Raw genomic sequence first — 17233 nt, 5'->3', positions numbered from 1 at the left:
TATTTACCGCAACAAATCAATAATGAATGAGCATTCACTCATTATTTTGCAAATATACTATTTGAACTAATTAGTCATATAGTATTAACATACTTTAACCGAAATTATTTATTGCGCTATTTTTAGGAGAAAAAGCATACCCCATCAATTGCTTGATTTTTCACCGGAATGTATTTTTTATCGAAAAAAATTGAGGTTCTATTAGGATTGAATATTAAAAGCGCTATATTTGCATCGCTTTAAAAAAATGGGAATTGATTTCCCTATAAAGATCGGGACTGGCAACGTAGTTATTCTCGGTTAGCGCATTCAAATTATGGGGGATTAGCTCAGTTGGCTAGAGCGCTTGACTGGCAGTCAAGAGGTCACCAGTTCGACTCTGGTATTCTCCACATTAATAAAAAAAGCCTTACACTTTGTAGTTGTAAGGCTTTTTTTATTAGCTACTTGCGAATCCTGCAAGGATCAAAACGGATCAAAACTCTATATCATACAATCCCTCTGCATCCTTCTCAAATGCCTCCACACTCGTGTCGGTCATTGGGTGACTTCTTAAACGTTCGAGAATTTCGTAGCTAACTGTAGCGGAATGACTTCCCACAAGACTCACCCGGTGCACCTGGTCAACGGTTTTAAAACTGGCGGCCAACACTTTTGAATTGAGTCCGTACTGCTTTATGCTTTGTGCAATATAGCCTACCACTTCTATCCCGTGCGACGAGATATTATCCAGTCGGTTTACGTAAGGCGCTACCCAATCTGCTCCGGCACGTGCCGCTACCAAGGCCTGTTGTTGGGTAAATATTGCAGTAGCGGTTACATTTATGCCACTGTCTTTAATCATTCTAATGGCCTTAAATCCCTCTTCGGTAACCGGAATTTTAGCAAAGAAATTATCGCCTAATCCATATTTCTTTTTATACGCTTTTGCTTCGCGCAGCATATCCACAGCTTTACTGCTTATCATTTGCACATGCAACATTTTATCACCAACCAGTTCAACCAGTTGAGGCAATATTTCAGACATGGGCTTGTTTTCGGCTGCGATGATGGTTGGGTTAGTAGTAATTCCTTCGAGAGGAAAATAATAAAATAACTTTTTGAGTTCTTCGATATTCGCGGTATCCGCTAAATAAATCATAGGAATGTGATTAAGATGAAAAATGTATCACTAAAAGTGATTTTTAGTTCTGTACAAAATATATTTTGTATTACAGAGGAATGGCAAAAGTATAAATACTAAATTTGAGTAGCAACAAAGTTAACCATTCTTAACCCGCCTATGCAGCGCTGCACCCGCAGAAAAATCTTACAGAGCGGTTTTTGGTCAATCTATTGCAACTTTACTCATCTCCTTTATTACCCCCCTAACTCCATAAAGGCACATCACAGGGGTATGTTTGTTTACCTTTGAGGCAGTTAGCGGGCGTAACAAAGAAAACAGGTGGGTAGTGGCTTTAAAAGAAATTTTCCCCGGCTTCCAAGGAATACTTCTTATTTTATTTATCCACTATTTATAATTCATTGCATTTGCATTTGCCAGCAAATATTCTTCGGCTTCGATGCTCCACAAACCCTTGTTCTTATCGCAAATATCGGCCAACCTATTATAAACCTGGTTATTTTTTCCGATGGTTCTAAATGCTGTAATAGGCGTCAAGGGCATTTCCACATGAGTATAAATGAGCTTTTTACCACCAGGGAGGTTGGGCAAGTCCAAGGTAGCATCAATCACGGCATTCATACCACCAATGTGGGTAATCAATCCTGCCGGATCCAATCCTTTCGACATAATTTCCAGTGCTTCTTTCATATCGTCGGTGTTACCACCGCTGGTGCCCACCACATGGGTAGTGGCATAATGTACGTTATAAAAATTCATTCTGGCTGTAAAGTCCGGCTCCGAGGGGCCTGCAAAAAAGTTGAGACAGCCATCAAAGCCCAGAATGGCATCGGCCTGTTCTACCACGGCTGCAACGGGGGCAAACACAAAAACATCGTTATACCCTTCATCGCCCGTTATTTCTCTCAATCCCGCAACAGGATCGGTCATATCCGCCGTATTCACATATCTCAAATCAATTCCCTGCTTTGCGGCAAAATCAACGGTATAAAGCGATGCGGCACGATCCAGGCGCTCCTGATCGATATCTGTAACCACAAACAAGGAGGGCTTACGGTCCTGACGGTGCAGTGTGTAGTTAATGGCTGCCAGCCCCATGGGACCCACGCCTGCCAAAAGGGCCATTTTTCCGCCATCCACAATATCCATTTTATGAACGTACGAGCCCGGTGTTGTGTGGTAATTGGCATGTATGGCACCAATAACGCACGACAACGGTTCGGACAGCGAGGCCGGGTAAAATCCTTGCCCTTTATAGGGCAATAAACAACCCAGCTCCATCACTTCGTTGGGAATAACAACATAGGTGGCATTGCCTCCGATATGTTTATACGAGTAACCGGGTGCACTTAGCACGCCCACCGGACCGTCTTTATAATTCATTGCCGGCTGAATGGAGAATTTATCGCCGGCTTTAAACTCTCCGGCCCATTTACTACCCACTTCTACCAACTCACCGGCAAACTCATGACCAATAATAATAGGATTTTCAGCCACATCATCCGGCACTCTCTTATGATCGGCCCCCTGGTTTGCGGCTTTATAAGATGACATACAGAGGCTATCACACACCACCTTGGCCAATATTTCATTGTCCTTGATTTGAGGCAGCTTAAATTCCTCTAATCTCAGGTCTTTTTTTCCGTACAAACGTACTGCTTTCGTTTTCATGGTATTATAATTATTTGTTTTTTATTAGCATTTGATGGAACTCGCCAATAATGACGCTCTATCGTGAGAAAACTGTCCCGGCTCGTTTTATATTTGTATTTTTACATTTATGTAATTCAACAATTCTTCCGGCTGATCAATCATGTTAACACCATAAGCTCCCACCGAAGGTTGCCCGTAGCCCCAGCTCACCCCCAAGGGTATCATGCCCGCTGCATTGGCGGTTTGCATATCCACTAATGAATCACCCACAAAAAGAACATTTTTAGGTGGGCAATTAATTTGCTTTGCAAAATGCAATGCACCTTTAGGATTGGGCTTATGCGGAAAATGATTACTGTGCCCAATCACGCTATTAAAACACCAATTACTTAAGTAATGTTTTACTACACACTCGGTAAGGTGTTGGGGCTTATTTGTGTTGATAGCCATGGGGATATCATATTCCGATATCAAATCCAGCACCTTGGCGATATTTGGATAAAGTTTAGTTTTCACACTTATATTTTCGCGATAAAACTCCTCGTACACCTTTAGATAATGAAGGGTATCCCTGTTACGTTTTTCAGGTGGCAAAGAAGCTTCTACTAAAGTCCGGGCTCCATTGCCAATCCATCCCACATAATCTTTTAAGGGATGAACGGGATAAGCAAATTCCTCCAACATCCTATTATTGGCATCTGCAATATCCTCAATGGAATTGATCAGCGTACCGTCTAAATCAAATATTATTGCTTTTATTTCCATAGTTTTAAAAATAGTATTAAGCACAACGTATCAAGTAATTGATATTGAGCGAATATCATTGCATGCACAGTTCTACTTAATCTTGACACTTGATACTAAAACATTGATAGTTAATATCTAATATCTAAATCTAATTCAACATTTCCTGACCTCCGGTTACGGGTACCGCCTGACCTGTTTCATACTCTTGCTCTATGATATAATATACAGCCCGCATTACGTCAATTACCGTACATCCCCTACCGGCGGGCACCTGGGCTTCGTAAAACGCTTTTACGTCGTCAATGGATTTGGCACCTTTTACCTTTCCGGCGTTGAGGTACTGCACGAATAAACCTTTTTCAGGATCGCTCCAAAGCGGGCCATCGAAGAAATTACCCGGACATACCGAATTTACTTTTACCCGTGAGGGCATTAATTCCAGGGCAAAAGATTGTGTTAGTCCTAACCCGCCAAATTTACCCCCGGCATAAGCAAAATTTCGGTTGCTGCCTTTGAGTCCTGATTTGGAGTTGATTTGAATAATATCGGCATAATAACCCGGCTTATGTGCTGTTTGAAGTTTCAACACGGGAGCGGCATATTTGGCACAATAAAAATAGCCTGTATAGTTCACTTTGGTCATCAGTTCAAAAGTCTCGGGAGTCATTTCGTCCAGCCCTCCGGCCCTAAGAATCCCTGCATTGGAGACAATTACATCAAAACCACCGAACTCACACACGGTTTTAAAAATCAATTCCTGCACCGAATCAGGATCGGACACATCTACCTTTACAAAAAAGGCTTTGTTGGAAGCAGTCTGCTTATTCAATTCTGCAGCATATTCCTGTCCCTTTTCTTCATTAAGGTCGGCAATAATCACATTAGCTCCATCCTTTATAAAATGCTCCGCCAATCCCCCTCCAAAACCTTGCGCACCACCGGTTACGACAGCCGTTTTTCCGACGGCCCTTCCTTTGGCCGGCATAATTTTTTCGGTGGAACTATGGCTTAAAAGACAGTCCACCTCATAGGCCGTTTCGGCCACGGCTACCACACCCAAAGTTTTTAAATGGATTATCTGTGGAAGCTGACCTTTTTTGCTTTTATAAACTGCCACTTCCCTTTTAAAGCTTTCTAGTACCCGCTGAGCATCATCATTTGCAGCCACCTCTATGTGCGCTATCGACACATCGGTATCTGCCGATATTTTAGCCACTTTTATTTTATCTTCGGACAGAATCATCCGCATTGCCGGAAGAATTGAAACTATTTTTTTATCTATTGCCATTTGTTTTTTGTTATATTTTTCCAATTTTTTAAAACGTTTATTGACCAATGCTCTTCCTCTACATCCTCCTAAAGGAGCATTTGGCTCTCTTTAAATCCGCAAACTCTATTTTTAAGGGACCGGGCTAAAAATCGAAGCCGTTATAGGGATTTGGGTTTACCAAACTGCCAATCAGATCGCTTTTTGTCCTCTTATAATATATTAAAGAAAACCTTTAATTTTTCGGTCACTCGATACTTAGTGCTTATTAAGAAATGTCAAATATCTACTGACAACCGCATGTCCGAGTTTTACAAAGGGTTGCAGCCTATCGCCATTCCGGTGGCCATTCGATTTCACAAAACCGGTTTGCCCTTTGGCCATTAAATACTGATGCGCTGCCACCACGCAGGCCCCCTGGTAAGACAACTCTTTCAGATCGTGGTCTAAATCCACATGCCCTCGTGTTTCTATGGTTAAAGGAATCATTTCGGGTGTGTTGTGCTCCGTGCCAAAAGTGACCAATATTTGATTATCCCAGAAGAACCGGGCATATTCCTTTAAGCGCTTTAAATCGTTTCGGTTGGGGATAAACTCAATAGAATTGATACCTCTGACCTTCAACTCTTGCAAAAGTTTTTCCTTATCATTTTCAAAGTCGGTATATTCGCCTTTGGCATTATCGGCCAATAGCGGATAGGTGGGAATACCGCCGGCATTGAGAATGATGGCCTTGACTTGCGGCACACTCAAGAAAGCTTTGGGATCTTCTTCAACAAAAGCACTGCCTCCGGCTTTTAGCAACATTCCTCTTATTTCATTTTCTACCAAAGAGTTGTCGCTTAAATCAGCGGTAGAGGCTTTACCACCATAGAGTTTTTCCAAAAAAGCTTTTCTATCGGAAGAGGAAGTATATTTTTCGAATACCTTTACCCTGATTATTTTGGCAATATGCCGCTCACGCACCTGATCCACGGCATATTTCTCAAATATTTCGGCCATCGTAATTTTAATGTCCGAACCCATATTTATTAAGATATGCTGCACCTTTTCAACCATGGCTTCCACCTGTTTTAGGGTCTCGGCTTGTACCGTGTTTAATTGTGTGACAAAGGGCTCATCTAATTTTGGCGGATACAAGAGGCCTTTCCCTGATAAATAAGTACGTCCCGGATTGCCCGGATCGTTCACTTTTCTACCCTTTTTTTGATCGTCAAGGTCTAAGGCAATAAATTCGATATTAAAAAGAGGGAACACCTTATTTTTATGTGCCTGCTCTATGAACTCTGCATACCCATCGGTGGTATAAAAGTCGTTGATGCCTAACACCTTAATCTCTTCCTGCCGAGCCATCTCAAATATTTGCGGAATATTTTTAAACGCACTGAAAGAATAGGGGGTGTGAATATGGGCATTCACCTTTGCAATATCGTTGTTGCCCCGCTCCTTTTGCCAGTCCAGCAATGCTGTTTTATCGGGGAGTGTTGACAAGTAATTCATATGATAAATTAAAATAGGTTGAAATAGAAATAAGAAGTATCAAAATCTACCGAACAAAGTTCGGAACCGCACCCAGTTTATAATTTTTAAGCGCCTTGCGATTCCCCGCCTTTTTAAGGCGGGGTGGATGATGTGGAGGTACGGAACATCAGACGGGGTGGTTATGGGGTTTGCTGTTTTTTTCACCTGCCATTAGATAGACAGCAATACCTCTTACTGAACAACAGTTCAGAAGCCCATTCCGGACATCTGAACTAATTGTTACAGATAAATTATATACCCAGTTTGCTCCTGCGAATAATTTCGGCGTTGGTAAAATTATTCTTCACGCTATGACCTTTCAACGGCACTATCTTTTCGTGTATAGCATCTATCATCCACTCTTTACAGGGGAAGAAATACTCTTCGAGTTCGTAGGCCGGCGTTATCCAGTTGCGCGATCCCACCACTACTGGTGGTGCATCCAACTCGTCGAAGGCCAGCTCAGTAATACGCTGGGCCATATCCTTTAAGTAAGAGCCTCTTTCGCTGGCATCGCTGGTGAGCAGGATACGACCTGTCTTTTTCAGGGATTCGATTACCAACTCATAATTGAACGGTACCAGCGAACGAGCATCGATCACCTCAGCCGACATGCCATGTTTTTCTTCCAGCTCCTCTGCGGCTTCGAGTGCGCGATACAAGGTGGCCCCTATGGAGAGGATGGTAATATCTTTTCCTTCCCGCTTGACATCGGCTTCGCCAAAAGGAATTTCGTAATAACCCTCCGGTACGCCTTCGGTATGGAACTGCTCACCTATATCGTATATCCTTTGACTCTCGAAGAATATAACGGGATCGGTTCCCTGTAGGGCACTATTCATCAGTCCCTTTGCATCATAAGGTGTGGCGGGGAAACAAACTTTTAACCCGGGTATATGTGCTACCAGTGAAGACCAGTCCTGTGAGTGCTGTGCCCCGTATTTGGAGCCTACCGACACGCGAAGCACCACCGGCATTTTAATCACGTTGCCCGACATGGCCTGCCATTTGGGCAATTGGTTAAATACCTCGTCGCCGCATCTACCCAGAAAATCGCAATACATTATTTCGGGTATTACGCGGCCGCCACACATAGCATAACCGATGGCCGTGCCCACGATGGCCGCTTCGGCAATAGGTGAATTAAACAAACGATGATAAGGCAATGCTTCGGTTAGTCCGCGATATACAGCAAAAGCACCCCCCCAATCACGGTTTTCCTCGCCATAGGCCACCAGGGTGGGATCTTTGTAAAAGCGATCGATGATGGCTTCGAACAGACCGTCGCGCAATTGATATTGTTTTAATTTTGAAAACGGTTTACCGTCTTTATCCATGGCAAAACGTTCCTTTTTGGCAATCTGCTGCACCCTGGGGTTTTCTTCCATGGGGTGATTAACATCAACGGGACGGTCTTCCATTTTATCCTCACTGCCGTTGGAGAACATCATATCGCCAATTATTTCAGGATGTTTGTTCAGATCCATACGTGGCGACACTTCATCGTCGATGGCCAAGGTCATGGCATATTTCATCAGTTCGGTTATATCGGATTTCATCGCATCCAGATCCTCCTGGCTGGCAATGCCCTCAGCTATCAGTTCTTTGCCATAGTCCACAATACTATCATGGGATTCCCAGGCTTCTATCTCTTCTTTGGAGCGATACGAGGAAGCATCGGAAGGGGAATGCCCACTGTATCTGTAAGTAAGCACATCCAACAGGATAGGCCCCTTTTTTTCCTTCAGCAGCTCCATTTTGCGTTTGTAGGCATCCACTACGGCCAATGGATTGTAACCGTCAACACGTTCGGCGTGCATGCTATCGCGGTTTACCCCGGCTCCAATACGTGCGGCTATATCATAACCCATGGTTTCGCCACTCGTTTGGCCACCCATGCCGTATTGGTTGTTCATGATGTTGAATATGATGGGCAATCCACCCTTGTGCGCACCTTCCCACAGCTCCTCGAACTGATCCATGGCAGCAAACGACATGCCTTCCCATACAGGACCACAGGCCATGGAGGCATCACCTATATTGGCCACCACGATACCCTTTTTTTGGTTCACTTTTTTGTACAAGGCGGCACCCACGGCAATATCACCGGATCCTCCTACAATGGCATTGTTGGGATAGACCCCGAAAGGCGTAAAAAATGCATGCATAGAACCGCCCAATCCCTTATTAAAACCTGTTTCGCGAGCAAAAATTTCGGCCAGCGTACCATACACCAAAAATTTACGTGCCAAAGCTCTTATATCGCCATCGTGGTTTTTGGAGACGATATTTAGTGTTGCTCCCTCAAAAAAATTTTTCATGATGTCGTTCAACTGCTCATCATTGAGCTTGTTGATGGCCGACATCCCTTTGGCCAGTATTTCGCCATGCGAACGGTGCGATCCGAAAATAAAATCGTCTACCGACAGATGAAAGGCCATACCCACGGCTGCCGACTCCTGCCCAATGGAAAGGTGAGCGGGTCCGGGATGGTTGTAGGCTATACCCTCGTATTCGCCCCTAATCTTGATCTCATTGATCATGGTTTCGAACTCCCGGATAAGCGCCATATCATGATAGATGCCAATCAACTGCTCCTTAGAATAGTTGCTCTTCTCTTCTTTCATGGTTTTGTTATACGCGTTAACCGGTATATCCTTGAACTTTAATGTTGACGACTTTCGGACCTCGGATGGGTCTATGAATTGACACTTTGGCATATTGTTAGATTTTTAGACTGTTAGATAATAGATTGTTAGGTGTTTGATAATTAGATGTTAGACAGTTAGAGCTTAGAAGTTAGAGCTTAGAAATCAGCTTTTACCGACAACCGCATACCGATAACTGCAAGGTTAATGACTAAAATCGAACACGGTTTCCCTGAATATCTCGGAAACAGTGGGATGCGGGAACACCACTTCCTCCATTTCTTTGAGCGTAAGCTCGGCCTCTATGGCCATACAGGCACCGTATATCATTTCACTCGACGGGTTGCCCAGCATATGAACCCCCAATACCTCGCCATATTTGGGACCTATCAGCACTTTGCACAAGCCCGATCCGCCTTCGTTTTCGGCCATAAAACGCCCGGCATAGGCCATGGGCAATTTGGCCAGTTTATATTCGATCCCTTTGGCTTTAGCCAGCTCTTCGGTAAGACCTACCCCGGCAATTTCGGGATTGGTATAAACTACGGCCGGCACACCATTGTATCGCATCTGGTCCTCGCGACCGGTAAGATTATTAACCACTACTTCTCCTTCACGGCTGGCCGTGTGTGCCAATAGCGAAAAGCCGGTTACATCGCCGGCAGCATATACATTGGGAATGTTGGTTCTCATTTTTTTGTCCACCTTAATGCCACCCCTGTGCAACTCCACGCCCAGATTTTCCAATCCAAACCCTTGGGTTACGGGCTTACGCCCCACGCTCACTAATATCTTATCTCCCGACACGGTGGTGGTTTTACCCTCCTTTTCAAAAGTAACGCTATTGCCCTCTACTTTTGTCACTTTGGACGACATATTGAACACAATACCTTTTTTGGCATACATCTTACGCAGCATGATACTCATTTCTAAATCCATACCACCCACAATCTCGTCCAGCATTTCAATGACGGTCACTTTGGTTCCCAGACTATTAAACATACTGGCAAACTCCATCCCGATAACACCGCCGCCAATAACAACTAAAGATTCCGGTCTTTCCTTTAATTTCAGTATTTCACGGTTGGTAAGGATTATCTCGTTGGGTTGCTCCAGACCGGGGATGGGCGGAATAAAAGCTTCCGAACCTGTACATATCAACAGGTTGGAAGCCATTATCTCTTCTTCAGCTGTGGCAATTTCGATACCCCGTTGGGTACGACCTTTAATAATAGCTGTATCATTAATGGTTTTAACTTTAAACATTTTCATCTTGGAGCCTACCCCACCTACCAACTTCTTCACCATCTTATCTTTGCGGGCCATCATTTTAGCAAAATCGAAGCTCACTTCCTGGGCATTGATTCCATACTTTGCACCTTCCAAAGCATTATCGTACAATTTTGCACTGTACAACAAGGTTTTGGTGGGTATACAACCTTCGTTGAGGCATACCCCGCCCAGCTCCTTTTTTTCGATTAAAACTACTTTTAAGCCTTTGGCTCCGGCTCTTTCGGCGGCCACATAGCCACCAGGACCTCCGCCAATTATTGCTAAATCATACATAGGTATATATTCTTAATTGTGCCTAACCCAAATAATTCAGGAACAGTTCAGGTTAAAAATCTATTTCCAAATTTTCTATTTCAATGGCAATCTGCTTCAAAAAACGGGTAGCCATGCCACCGTCAAGCGCCTGGTGGTCGTAGGTAAGGCTAAGGCCGATATAAGGCACAAAACCATACACTCCTCCACCCAAATCTGCGGGTCGTGGCACAATGGTGTTTACCCCCAGGATGGCCACCTGCGGCAGGTTGATTACCGGGGTAAACATCTCCACCCCATAATTACCGAGGTTCGACACGGTAAACGATGCGGCTTCCGACGACAATAGTTCGGGGTCGATGCTTCCCTGACGACAAGCTTCGGCCACTTCCTTAAATTGACGCGACAATCCGGTAATGGACAGGTCGTCGGCATTTTTTATTACCGGCACCATCAAACCGCGCTCGGTATCTACGGCCAAGCCCAGATGAACCTTACTGAAATATTTTATGCTATCGCCCAGGAAATGCGCATTGGCATCGGGAAACTGCTTTAAAGCCTTGATAACGGCCAGACACACCATATCGTTGATGGTAATATTGGCCGCCCCCTCCGTTGCTTTTACCTGCTTGCGCAATTCCATGATGCGGCGGGCATCGGCCCCCAAATGGTGGGTAAGCTGTGCCGAATTTTGCAGCGAGGCATGCATGGCCTTGGCAATCAGCTTGCGGATATGAGGCATCTTTTTGATTTCGTAATCTTCGGCATAAACCGGATTTTTGGCCGTGAGGTCGGCTGCCCTTACGGTTCCGGCCAATCCTGTACCCTGCTCCGCAATTGTTAGCTCTTCGTGTTTGGCCACCTCTTTGGCCAGCGGGGTCATTTTGGGTTTAGCCACCAAATAAGCCTGCACATCCCTTTCGATAACCCTTCCTTGGGGACCCGAACCCAACAGCGTTTCAAAAGGAACTCCTTTTTCGACTGCCAATTTTTTGGCGCGGGGCGAAATCCTTAGCTCTCCGCCAACACTTTTCACTTTACTTTCAACTGGTACTTCAGGGGCAGAAGCCTCTTCCTTTTCCGCAGTTTCTTCCTTTTCTTCAGGCACCTCTTTACTTTCAACGGTAGCACCCGGTTTGTACTCATCGATATTTTCGCCGGCCTTACCTATCACGGCAATATTTTGTAATACCGGAACCTCGTCGCCTTCCTGGCAAAAAGTGCCCAACAGGATACCGTCCTCCGGGGCTTCTTCTTCAAATGAAGCTTTATCCGTTTCGTAGGCAAACAAAGGCTCACCTTTTTTAATTTCGTCTCCCACCTGTTTAAACCATTCGGTAAGTATGCAGGATTCAACCGATTGCCCCTGGCGGGGCATTATTACAATTGTAGCCATATTGAATATTTTGGAACAAATTTAACACTTAAACTTGTATTTACAAGTTGGAAGGTTGTTTTTTTCTTTTAAATTTCACGACATTGATTTATAGCTGCTTTTGAACTAATGAAAATTACACGTTTGTATTTACATGTTAACAATACTTGTGCTTACAATTTATTTTATAATTTTATACTTAAATTATTCAAGAGAAACTAAAATATAGTTACTTGCATAAATCATTAAAGTTGAAAAAAACAGGATAATGACAGTTAGAAAACCGCAACATAGTATTGTTTACGAATCGCTGCGCAAACACATTTCGGAAAAAGTATATCGCGAGGGAGATCTGCTCCCCTCGGAAAACGAGCTGTGTGCCACGCACGGTGTTACGCGCCCCACCATCCGCAAGGCACTGGACAAGCTAGTGAACGACGGCTTTATCGTTAAACGAAAAGGAAAAGGCAGCATAGTAAAGGGTACGCCCAAGGGGGTGGGTATTTTGTCGCTGGGTGGTACTACGGCGGCTCTGGGTACCGAGAACCTGAGCACACGCATTATTGTTAAGCCCGATGTGCGTCGCTGGAAGAAAGCATTTTCGTTTGAACTCTCCGACAGGGAAAAGGAATTTGGATGTATCTATCTGGAACGTCTCCGCCTTATCAACGACGATCCGGTTTTTTACGATATCACCATGATACCCAACATCAATCTTCCCCGCCTAAGCGCGCTTAGCTTCGAAAATAAATCGTTATTTGATCTGCTTCGCAAACACTATCAACTGGAGGTAACCGGAGGAGAACAGAAAATAATGGCCATCCTGGCCACTAAAAAAATACAGGACTATTTTAAGGTGAGCAAAGATCAGCCCATCATACAGTTAGACCGGAAAATGGACACCAACAGACCCGATTTTTCGTTTTACAGTCAGGTGTATTGCAATGCCGACAAGTATGCCCTGATAGGGACATTTTAGAGGAGAAATAAAAGTATAAACATTTTTTACCATGACGGTACAATTTAAACTGCCTGATAAAGGTGATCCTTCGGATGTACTACAACTATTCCCTAATTATAATCTGCAACTACATTGCTGCCGTTATTGGTGGCTTCAACATTGGGAATTTAAAGAATTGTCCTTTCCGTATTGGCGCATCTATCACAATAGTTGCGAGGGTGCAGTGATATTGTATAACGGGAAAGAATATGCATTAACACCAGATAAAATTGTAATGATTGCACCAAACACCTCCTATTCTACCCGTTTGCACAATCATGCCATTCCCGAAACCGGATATGCCTTAAAAGGTGGTAGAATAAACGCCTCTGTAACAGAACAACAATTACTCACAGACCGTTGTATCTTACATTTGTTTGTCCACTTTAATATTGGACTGCCCTATGATAATATATCGCACGGGGTATTTACTTACGAAGTAAGCGATCATCTGAAAAAAAAATTACACGTCATAAAACGACATCTAAAATACGAACATACACGCTTCAGCTTTTACTCGAGCCTGGCTATCCAGGCTTTAATCAGTGATTTATTATCCGGCCTACCCGAAGGTCGTTGGAATTTGATTACCAGAAATTCCAGGATTCTAAAGGTATTAAACTACGTTGAAAACAATATCGGTAAAGAACTCACCAACCCTATTTTGGCTAAACAGGCTAAAATGACTACCAATGCTTTTACCCGGCTTTTTACAGAAGAGATTGGCACGCCGCCGCAAAAGTATGTGAAGAAAAAAAGAATTGACCAAGCCTGCGTTTTATTGCACCATTCTGATTGGTCAATAGACGAAGTGGCTAATAAAACCGGTTTTGCCGATCGCTATCATTTTTCCAGAATATTTAAGGTGACCACCGGATTGTCTCCTGCAAAATATAAAAAAGAATTTGAGATGAAATAAGGTAAGTAAGCCCGGCGCTGCCTCTCCATATCTTTAGCAATACCTCAAACCGGGTGTAAACCTTAAAAACCTGAGCTCTTGTTTTATACAAGTGTAAATTAAGCTAAACTCCTATCAGAGTTTAACTTTTGATTGGCATAATTATTTATCTGCTAAACTCAAATTAGTTAGCTCACAATTTGCGCTTGGTATGATCTATATCCATATATTGCAATTACTATAAAGCATATAAACGGTAACACAAAGGAAAAATTTACTGCCGGTAAAAACCCAACCGTACCCAAATCGATAATTGCCCCCTGCAAAGGTGGCATCAATGCCCCGCCTACAATGGCCATTACCAGTCCGGCGGCACCAAGGGTGGCATCCTGCCCTACCCCTTTTAAAGCGACACCATATATGGTGGGAAACATGAGCGACATAAATGCCGAGGTTGCTACCAAACAATACAAACCAAGCATACCTTCTATGAGTATGGTTCCGGATATAGTAAGCATGCCACCCATGGCAAACCACATAAGTAATTTCCGGGAGTTAACATACTTCATTAAAAAGGTACTGATAAAGCGGCTCGCCAAAAAGATACCCATGGCTACAATATTATACATCTGAGCTGTAGCCTTACTGATACCCAAATTTTCGGCATATTGAATAATAAAGGTCCAACACATGATTTGAGCTGCCACATAAAAAACCTGCGCCACAACCCCTCCCCGATAATTTTTATTTTTAATTAAACGTTTAAAGGACTGCATTGGATGTATATGTGTCGCATGCCCTGTTTTGGGCATCTTTGCCATTGCAATTACCACAATCATGATAATGACAACCAACCCTAAAATTACGTAAGGATTACGAATAACCATCAGGTCGTGCGTTTTAATTGCTACTTTTGTGGCCTCATCAAGGGAGGAGAAAATTAATTCGCCTGCCGCATTTCGCTGTTTATCGGACGCTAAAGCTGCCAATACAACCCTTGACGCCACAAACATACCCAACAAAGAACCCATGGGATTAAATGCCTGCGCCAGGTTAAGTCGTCTGGTGGATGTCTCTAAGCTCCCCATTGATAAAATATAGGGGTTGGCCGTAGTTTCTAAAAATGCCAACCCGAATGTGAGCACATACAAGGAAACCAGAAAAAAACCGAAGGCCTCATATTGGGCTGCAGGCCAAAACAATAATGCCCCGATGGCATACAGCACCAAACCCATCAAAATCCCTTTTTTGTAAGAGAACCTTTGTACAAACAATGCAGCCGGGATGGCCATAGTGGCATAACCGCCATAAAATGCAAATTGTACCAAGGAGGCCTCGGCGTTGGATATTTCCATCACTGTTTTAAAGGCGGCTACCATTGGGTTGGTAATATCATTGGCAAACCCCCACAATGCAAAAAGACTTGTGATAAGGACAAAGGGAACAAGATATTTTTTTTCTACAACTTTGGATGATTTATTCACAGTAAGCGATTTTATAAGTTTGTATTTGGTGTAACCCCTTTTTTTAAGATAATATTTCCATACTTGGCTGTTTCGCCTGTTACAACTACGGCAAAAGCTTTTTTAGAACGCTCATAAAATGCAAAACGCCCTATCCTCTCGATGGGGGATATATCCGGATTTGACAAATGGATACTTTTTAAATATCTTAATTCTACATCGGGATCCAGCACATCCCCCTCAACAGCTTCCATCATAACCAATGGATGATCCGAGTATTGATCCAGTTCGAACAAGGGCAATATGGCCGCTAACAAATCCGGTATTTGAATGCCGTCTGCTCTTAATATATTGGCATTGAAACTATAGGCGGGATAGTGCGCATCGGCTAATATAATTTCATCGCCATGTCCCATTTTATAGAGTGTGCTCAGCAACTCAGGACTTAGGATTGGTGATATACCTTTTAACATAATTTATTGACAGTAATGGTTTTTAAAATCCAGAAAATTGCAATACAGGCGATCGTACACCCGGCGGTTTGCAGAAGGCATCACCAATTGAGGATTGTAGGAAATTTTAAGCCGGGCTTCATTCGCTGAGGCATAAACTCCCGCCCCGGCAAACACAAACATCGATGCCCCCAGTACCGTCGTTTCCTTTTGATCGATCAGCTGAATGGGTCTGTCGCAAACGTCAGCACGCAACTGGTTCCATAACCTGTTTTTGGACCCGCCGCCAACACAAATAATACGCTCCGCTTTAAAGTTACCCGCCGACTCCAATGCTTCCAGGCCTTCGCGCAAACGATAGGCAAGGCTTTCGAGAAAAGCCCTGTACAACTGGCTTCTGCGTGTAGCTATTGTCAAGCCGGCAATAGCTCCCGCATTTACACTTGAGCCATCGTCGTAAAAAGCAGGATTAACCATAACACCATCGGAACCGGGCTTTTCCATACCGGCTTCATCCACCATACATGCATAAAGCGCATCTCCACTCAACTCCTTATATAAATTTTTTGAAAACCACTCCAAAACCCCCGAACCTAACCAATTTTGTCCAATATTATAAATACCCGCAACAGGATCCAGCTCCGTTGTCAGGTTTTGTTCCAGTTCCGCTTGCGAGGCCGAAAAAGTTTCGCTTCTACACATCAACACTTCCCATGTTCCTGAACTAAGCACGGGTTGATTTAACTGAGCGCCGGATCCAAACAGGGCAAACTGCGTATCATGACCGCTTAAAAACACCGGTGTACCATCGGGTATTCCGGTAAGCTTTGCGGCTTGGTTGTTTATTTGCCCTGCCTGCTCCCCAGGCTCACCAATTACTCCAAAGAGATTCTTATCCACTCCGATGGCATTTAATATTTCTTCCGAGAGCCCCCTCTTTTTAAGATCGGCCATCATAGCGGTCCCCATCATCGTAGCATCATTTTTTAATGCCCCCGACAGCTTATTGATCAGCAAGGATGGAATGAACAAAAACCGGTGCGCTTTTTCAATAATGTCGGGTCGGTTTTCCTTGAACCAAATCATCTTGTTGATGGTATTGAAAGCATAAGGATATACACCACTTATTTGAAATAGGGTATTGAGCGGTATGTATTTTTCTATATCCTTCATAATGGCCGACGTACGCCCGCATTGCCAGGAAACAACAGGGTAAAGCGGCATTCCCTTTTCATCGGTAAACGTACCGTCCACACCAAATGTGGTAACCGTTACACCTGCTATGCGCTCAAGATTTATTTGATCGGAAACAATTTTTGCGGCTACGCACAATTTACCCCATAATTTCTCCAGATCCCATATCCTTCCGCCCGAAAAATCAGGATCCTCGTGGGTTTCGTTGGGCATGGCATGCGAAGCCAATATTTTGCCCGACTTATCGATGGCAATCACCCTTACATTGGTGGCACCACAATCAAAAACTATAGCAACATCTTTTTCCTTCATATTTAAAATGCTTAATAAGGTTGTCTCAAAAGTGT

The 17233-nt window shown here is 43.7% G+C and carries 13 protein-coding genes and 1 tRNA gene; 3 read left to right on the top strand and 11 right to left on the bottom strand.

Features of this window, described 5'->3' with window-relative positions:
- Window positions 1–318: 318 nt before the first annotated feature.
- A tRNA-Ala gene (locus tag FN809_RS10965) sits at window positions 319–392 on the top strand.
- 83 nt (window positions 393–475) lie between these two features.
- On the opposite strand, the gene FN809_RS10960 is transcribed toward FN809_RS10965, so the two are convergent.
- From FN809_RS10960 to FN809_RS10925, 8 genes are all read right to left on the bottom strand, one after another.
- On the bottom strand, window positions 476–1141 hold the full coding sequence (locus tag FN809_RS10960; RefSeq protein ID WP_142533567.1) for a transaldolase family protein: 666 nt from the start codon (window positions 1139–1141) through the stop codon (window positions 476–478).
- Between the two features lie 369 nt (window positions 1142–1510).
- On the bottom strand, window positions 1511–2794 hold the full coding sequence (locus FN809_RS10955) for a zinc-binding dehydrogenase (protein WP_142533566.1): 1284 nt from the start codon (window positions 2792–2794) through the stop codon (window positions 1511–1513).
- Between the two features lie 87 nt (window positions 2795–2881).
- Entirely contained in the window at window positions 2882–3541 is a 660-nt protein-coding gene (locus tag FN809_RS10950; RefSeq protein ID WP_142533565.1) for an HAD family hydrolase, read from the bottom strand.
- 130 nt (window positions 3542–3671) lie between these two features.
- Complete coding sequence (locus FN809_RS10945; RefSeq protein WP_246095584.1) at window positions 3672–4811, bottom strand: SDR family NAD(P)-dependent oxidoreductase; 1140 nt, start codon at window positions 4809–4811, stop codon at window positions 3672–3674.
- A 237-nt stretch (window positions 4812–5048) separates the two neighbouring features.
- Window positions 5049–6290, bottom strand: coding sequence for a PHP domain-containing protein (locus FN809_RS10940; RefSeq protein WP_142533564.1), 1242 nt, complete (start codon window positions 6288–6290; stop codon window positions 5049–5051).
- Window positions 6291–6562: 272 nt separating this feature from the next.
- Window positions 6563–9031, bottom strand: coding sequence for an alpha-ketoacid dehydrogenase subunit alpha/beta (locus FN809_RS10935; RefSeq protein ID WP_142533563.1), 2469 nt, complete (start codon window positions 9029–9031; stop codon window positions 6563–6565).
- A 132-nt stretch (window positions 9032–9163) separates the two neighbouring features.
- Window positions 9164–10525 carry a dihydrolipoyl dehydrogenase gene (gene lpdA / locus FN809_RS10930; RefSeq protein ID WP_142533562.1) on the bottom strand — a complete coding sequence of 454 codons (1362 nt, stop codon included), beginning with the start codon at window positions 10523–10525 and terminating at the stop codon, window positions 9164–9166.
- 52 nt (window positions 10526–10577) lie between these two features.
- Window positions 10578–11900 (bottom strand): dihydrolipoamide acetyltransferase family protein, encoded by a 1323-nt coding sequence (locus tag FN809_RS10925; protein ID WP_142533561.1) that lies wholly within the window; start codon window positions 11898–11900, stop codon window positions 10578–10580.
- Between the two features lie 247 nt (window positions 11901–12147).
- On the opposite strand from FN809_RS10925, the gene FN809_RS10920 reads away from it, so the two are divergent.
- Complete coding sequence (locus tag FN809_RS10920; protein WP_142533560.1) at window positions 12148–12858, top strand: GntR family transcriptional regulator; 711 nt, start codon at window positions 12148–12150, stop codon at window positions 12856–12858.
- Window positions 12859–12889: 31 nt separating this feature from the next.
- Complete coding sequence (locus tag FN809_RS10915) at window positions 12890–13798, top strand: AraC family transcriptional regulator (protein ID WP_142533559.1); 909 nt, start codon at window positions 12890–12892, stop codon at window positions 13796–13798.
- Between the two features lie 167 nt (window positions 13799–13965).
- Here FN809_RS10915 and fucP read toward each other — a convergent pair whose 3' ends face one another.
- Genes fucP through fucK form a run of 3 tightly spaced genes read right to left on the bottom strand, consistent with a single transcriptional unit; the run spans window position 13966 to window position 17198 of the window.
- Window positions 13966–15261 carry an L-fucose:H+ symporter permease gene (fucP, locus tag FN809_RS10910; RefSeq protein ID WP_142533558.1) on the bottom strand — a complete coding sequence of 432 codons (1296 nt, stop codon included), beginning with the start codon at window positions 15259–15261 and terminating at the stop codon, window positions 13966–13968.
- 11 nt (window positions 15262–15272) lie between these two features.
- A complete protein-coding gene (fucU, locus tag FN809_RS10905) occupies window positions 15273–15713 on the bottom strand; it encodes an L-fucose mutarotase (RefSeq protein WP_142533557.1) in 441 nt (146 codons plus the stop codon).
- A 3-nt stretch (window positions 15714–15716) separates the two neighbouring features.
- On the bottom strand, window positions 15717–17198 hold the full coding sequence (gene fucK, locus FN809_RS10900; RefSeq protein ID WP_142533556.1) for an L-fuculokinase: 1482 nt from the start codon (window positions 17196–17198) through the stop codon (window positions 15717–15719).
- Between the last annotated feature and the right edge of the window lie 35 nt (window positions 17199–17233).

Source organism: Saccharicrinis carchari (assembly GCF_900182605.1).
Classification (GTDB): Bacteria; Bacteroidota; Bacteroidia; order Bacteroidales; family Marinilabiliaceae; genus Saccharicrinis; species Saccharicrinis carchari.
Note: the sequence above shows the minus strand (reverse complement) of the source record. Positions and strands in the feature narration are given on the sequence as shown.

What these genes read in the sequence shown, in the direction of transcription:
- FN809_RS10945 (WP_246095584.1), bottom strand. Translation starts at nt 4,811, where the DNA reads ATGGCAATAGATAAAAAAATAGTTTCAATTCTTCCGGCAATGCGGATG.
- FN809_RS10950 (WP_142533565.1), bottom strand. Translation starts at nt 3,541, where the DNA reads ATGGAAATAAAAGCAATAATATTTGATTTAGACGGTACGCTGATCAAT.
- FN809_RS10920 (WP_142533560.1), top strand. Translation starts at nt 12,148, where the DNA reads ATGACAGTTAGAAAACCGCAACATAGTATTGTTTACGAATCGCTGCGC.
- FN809_RS10940 (WP_142533564.1), bottom strand. Translation starts at nt 6,290, where the DNA reads ATGAATTACTTGTCAACACTCCCCGATAAAACAGCATTGCTGGACTGG.
- FN809_RS10955 (WP_142533566.1), bottom strand. Translation starts at nt 2,794, where the DNA reads ATGAAAACGAAAGCAGTACGTTTGTACGGAAAAAAAGACCTGAGATTA.
- FN809_RS10915 (WP_142533559.1), top strand. Translation starts at nt 12,890, where the DNA reads ATGACGGTACAATTTAAACTGCCTGATAAAGGTGATCCTTCGGATGTA.
- FN809_RS10935 (WP_142533563.1), bottom strand. Translation starts at nt 9,031, where the DNA reads ATGCCAAAGTGTCAATTCATAGACCCATCCGAGGTCCGAAAGTCGTCA.
- fucU (WP_142533557.1), bottom strand. Translation starts at nt 15,713, where the DNA reads ATGTTAAAAGGTATATCACCAATCCTAAGTCCTGAGTTGCTGAGCACA.
- fucK (WP_142533556.1), bottom strand. Translation starts at nt 17,198, where the DNA reads ATGAAGGAAAAAGATGTTGCTATAGTTTTTGATTGTGGTGCCACCAAT.
- FN809_RS10960 (WP_142533567.1), bottom strand. Translation starts at nt 1,141, where the DNA reads ATGATTTATTTAGCGGATACCGCGAATATCGAAGAACTCAAAAAGTTA.
- FN809_RS10925 (WP_142533561.1), bottom strand. Translation starts at nt 11,900, where the DNA reads ATGGCTACAATTGTAATAATGCCCCGCCAGGGGCAATCGGTTGAATCC.
- lpdA (WP_142533562.1), bottom strand. Translation starts at nt 10,525, where the DNA reads ATGTATGATTTAGCAATAATTGGCGGAGGTCCTGGTGGCTATGTGGCC.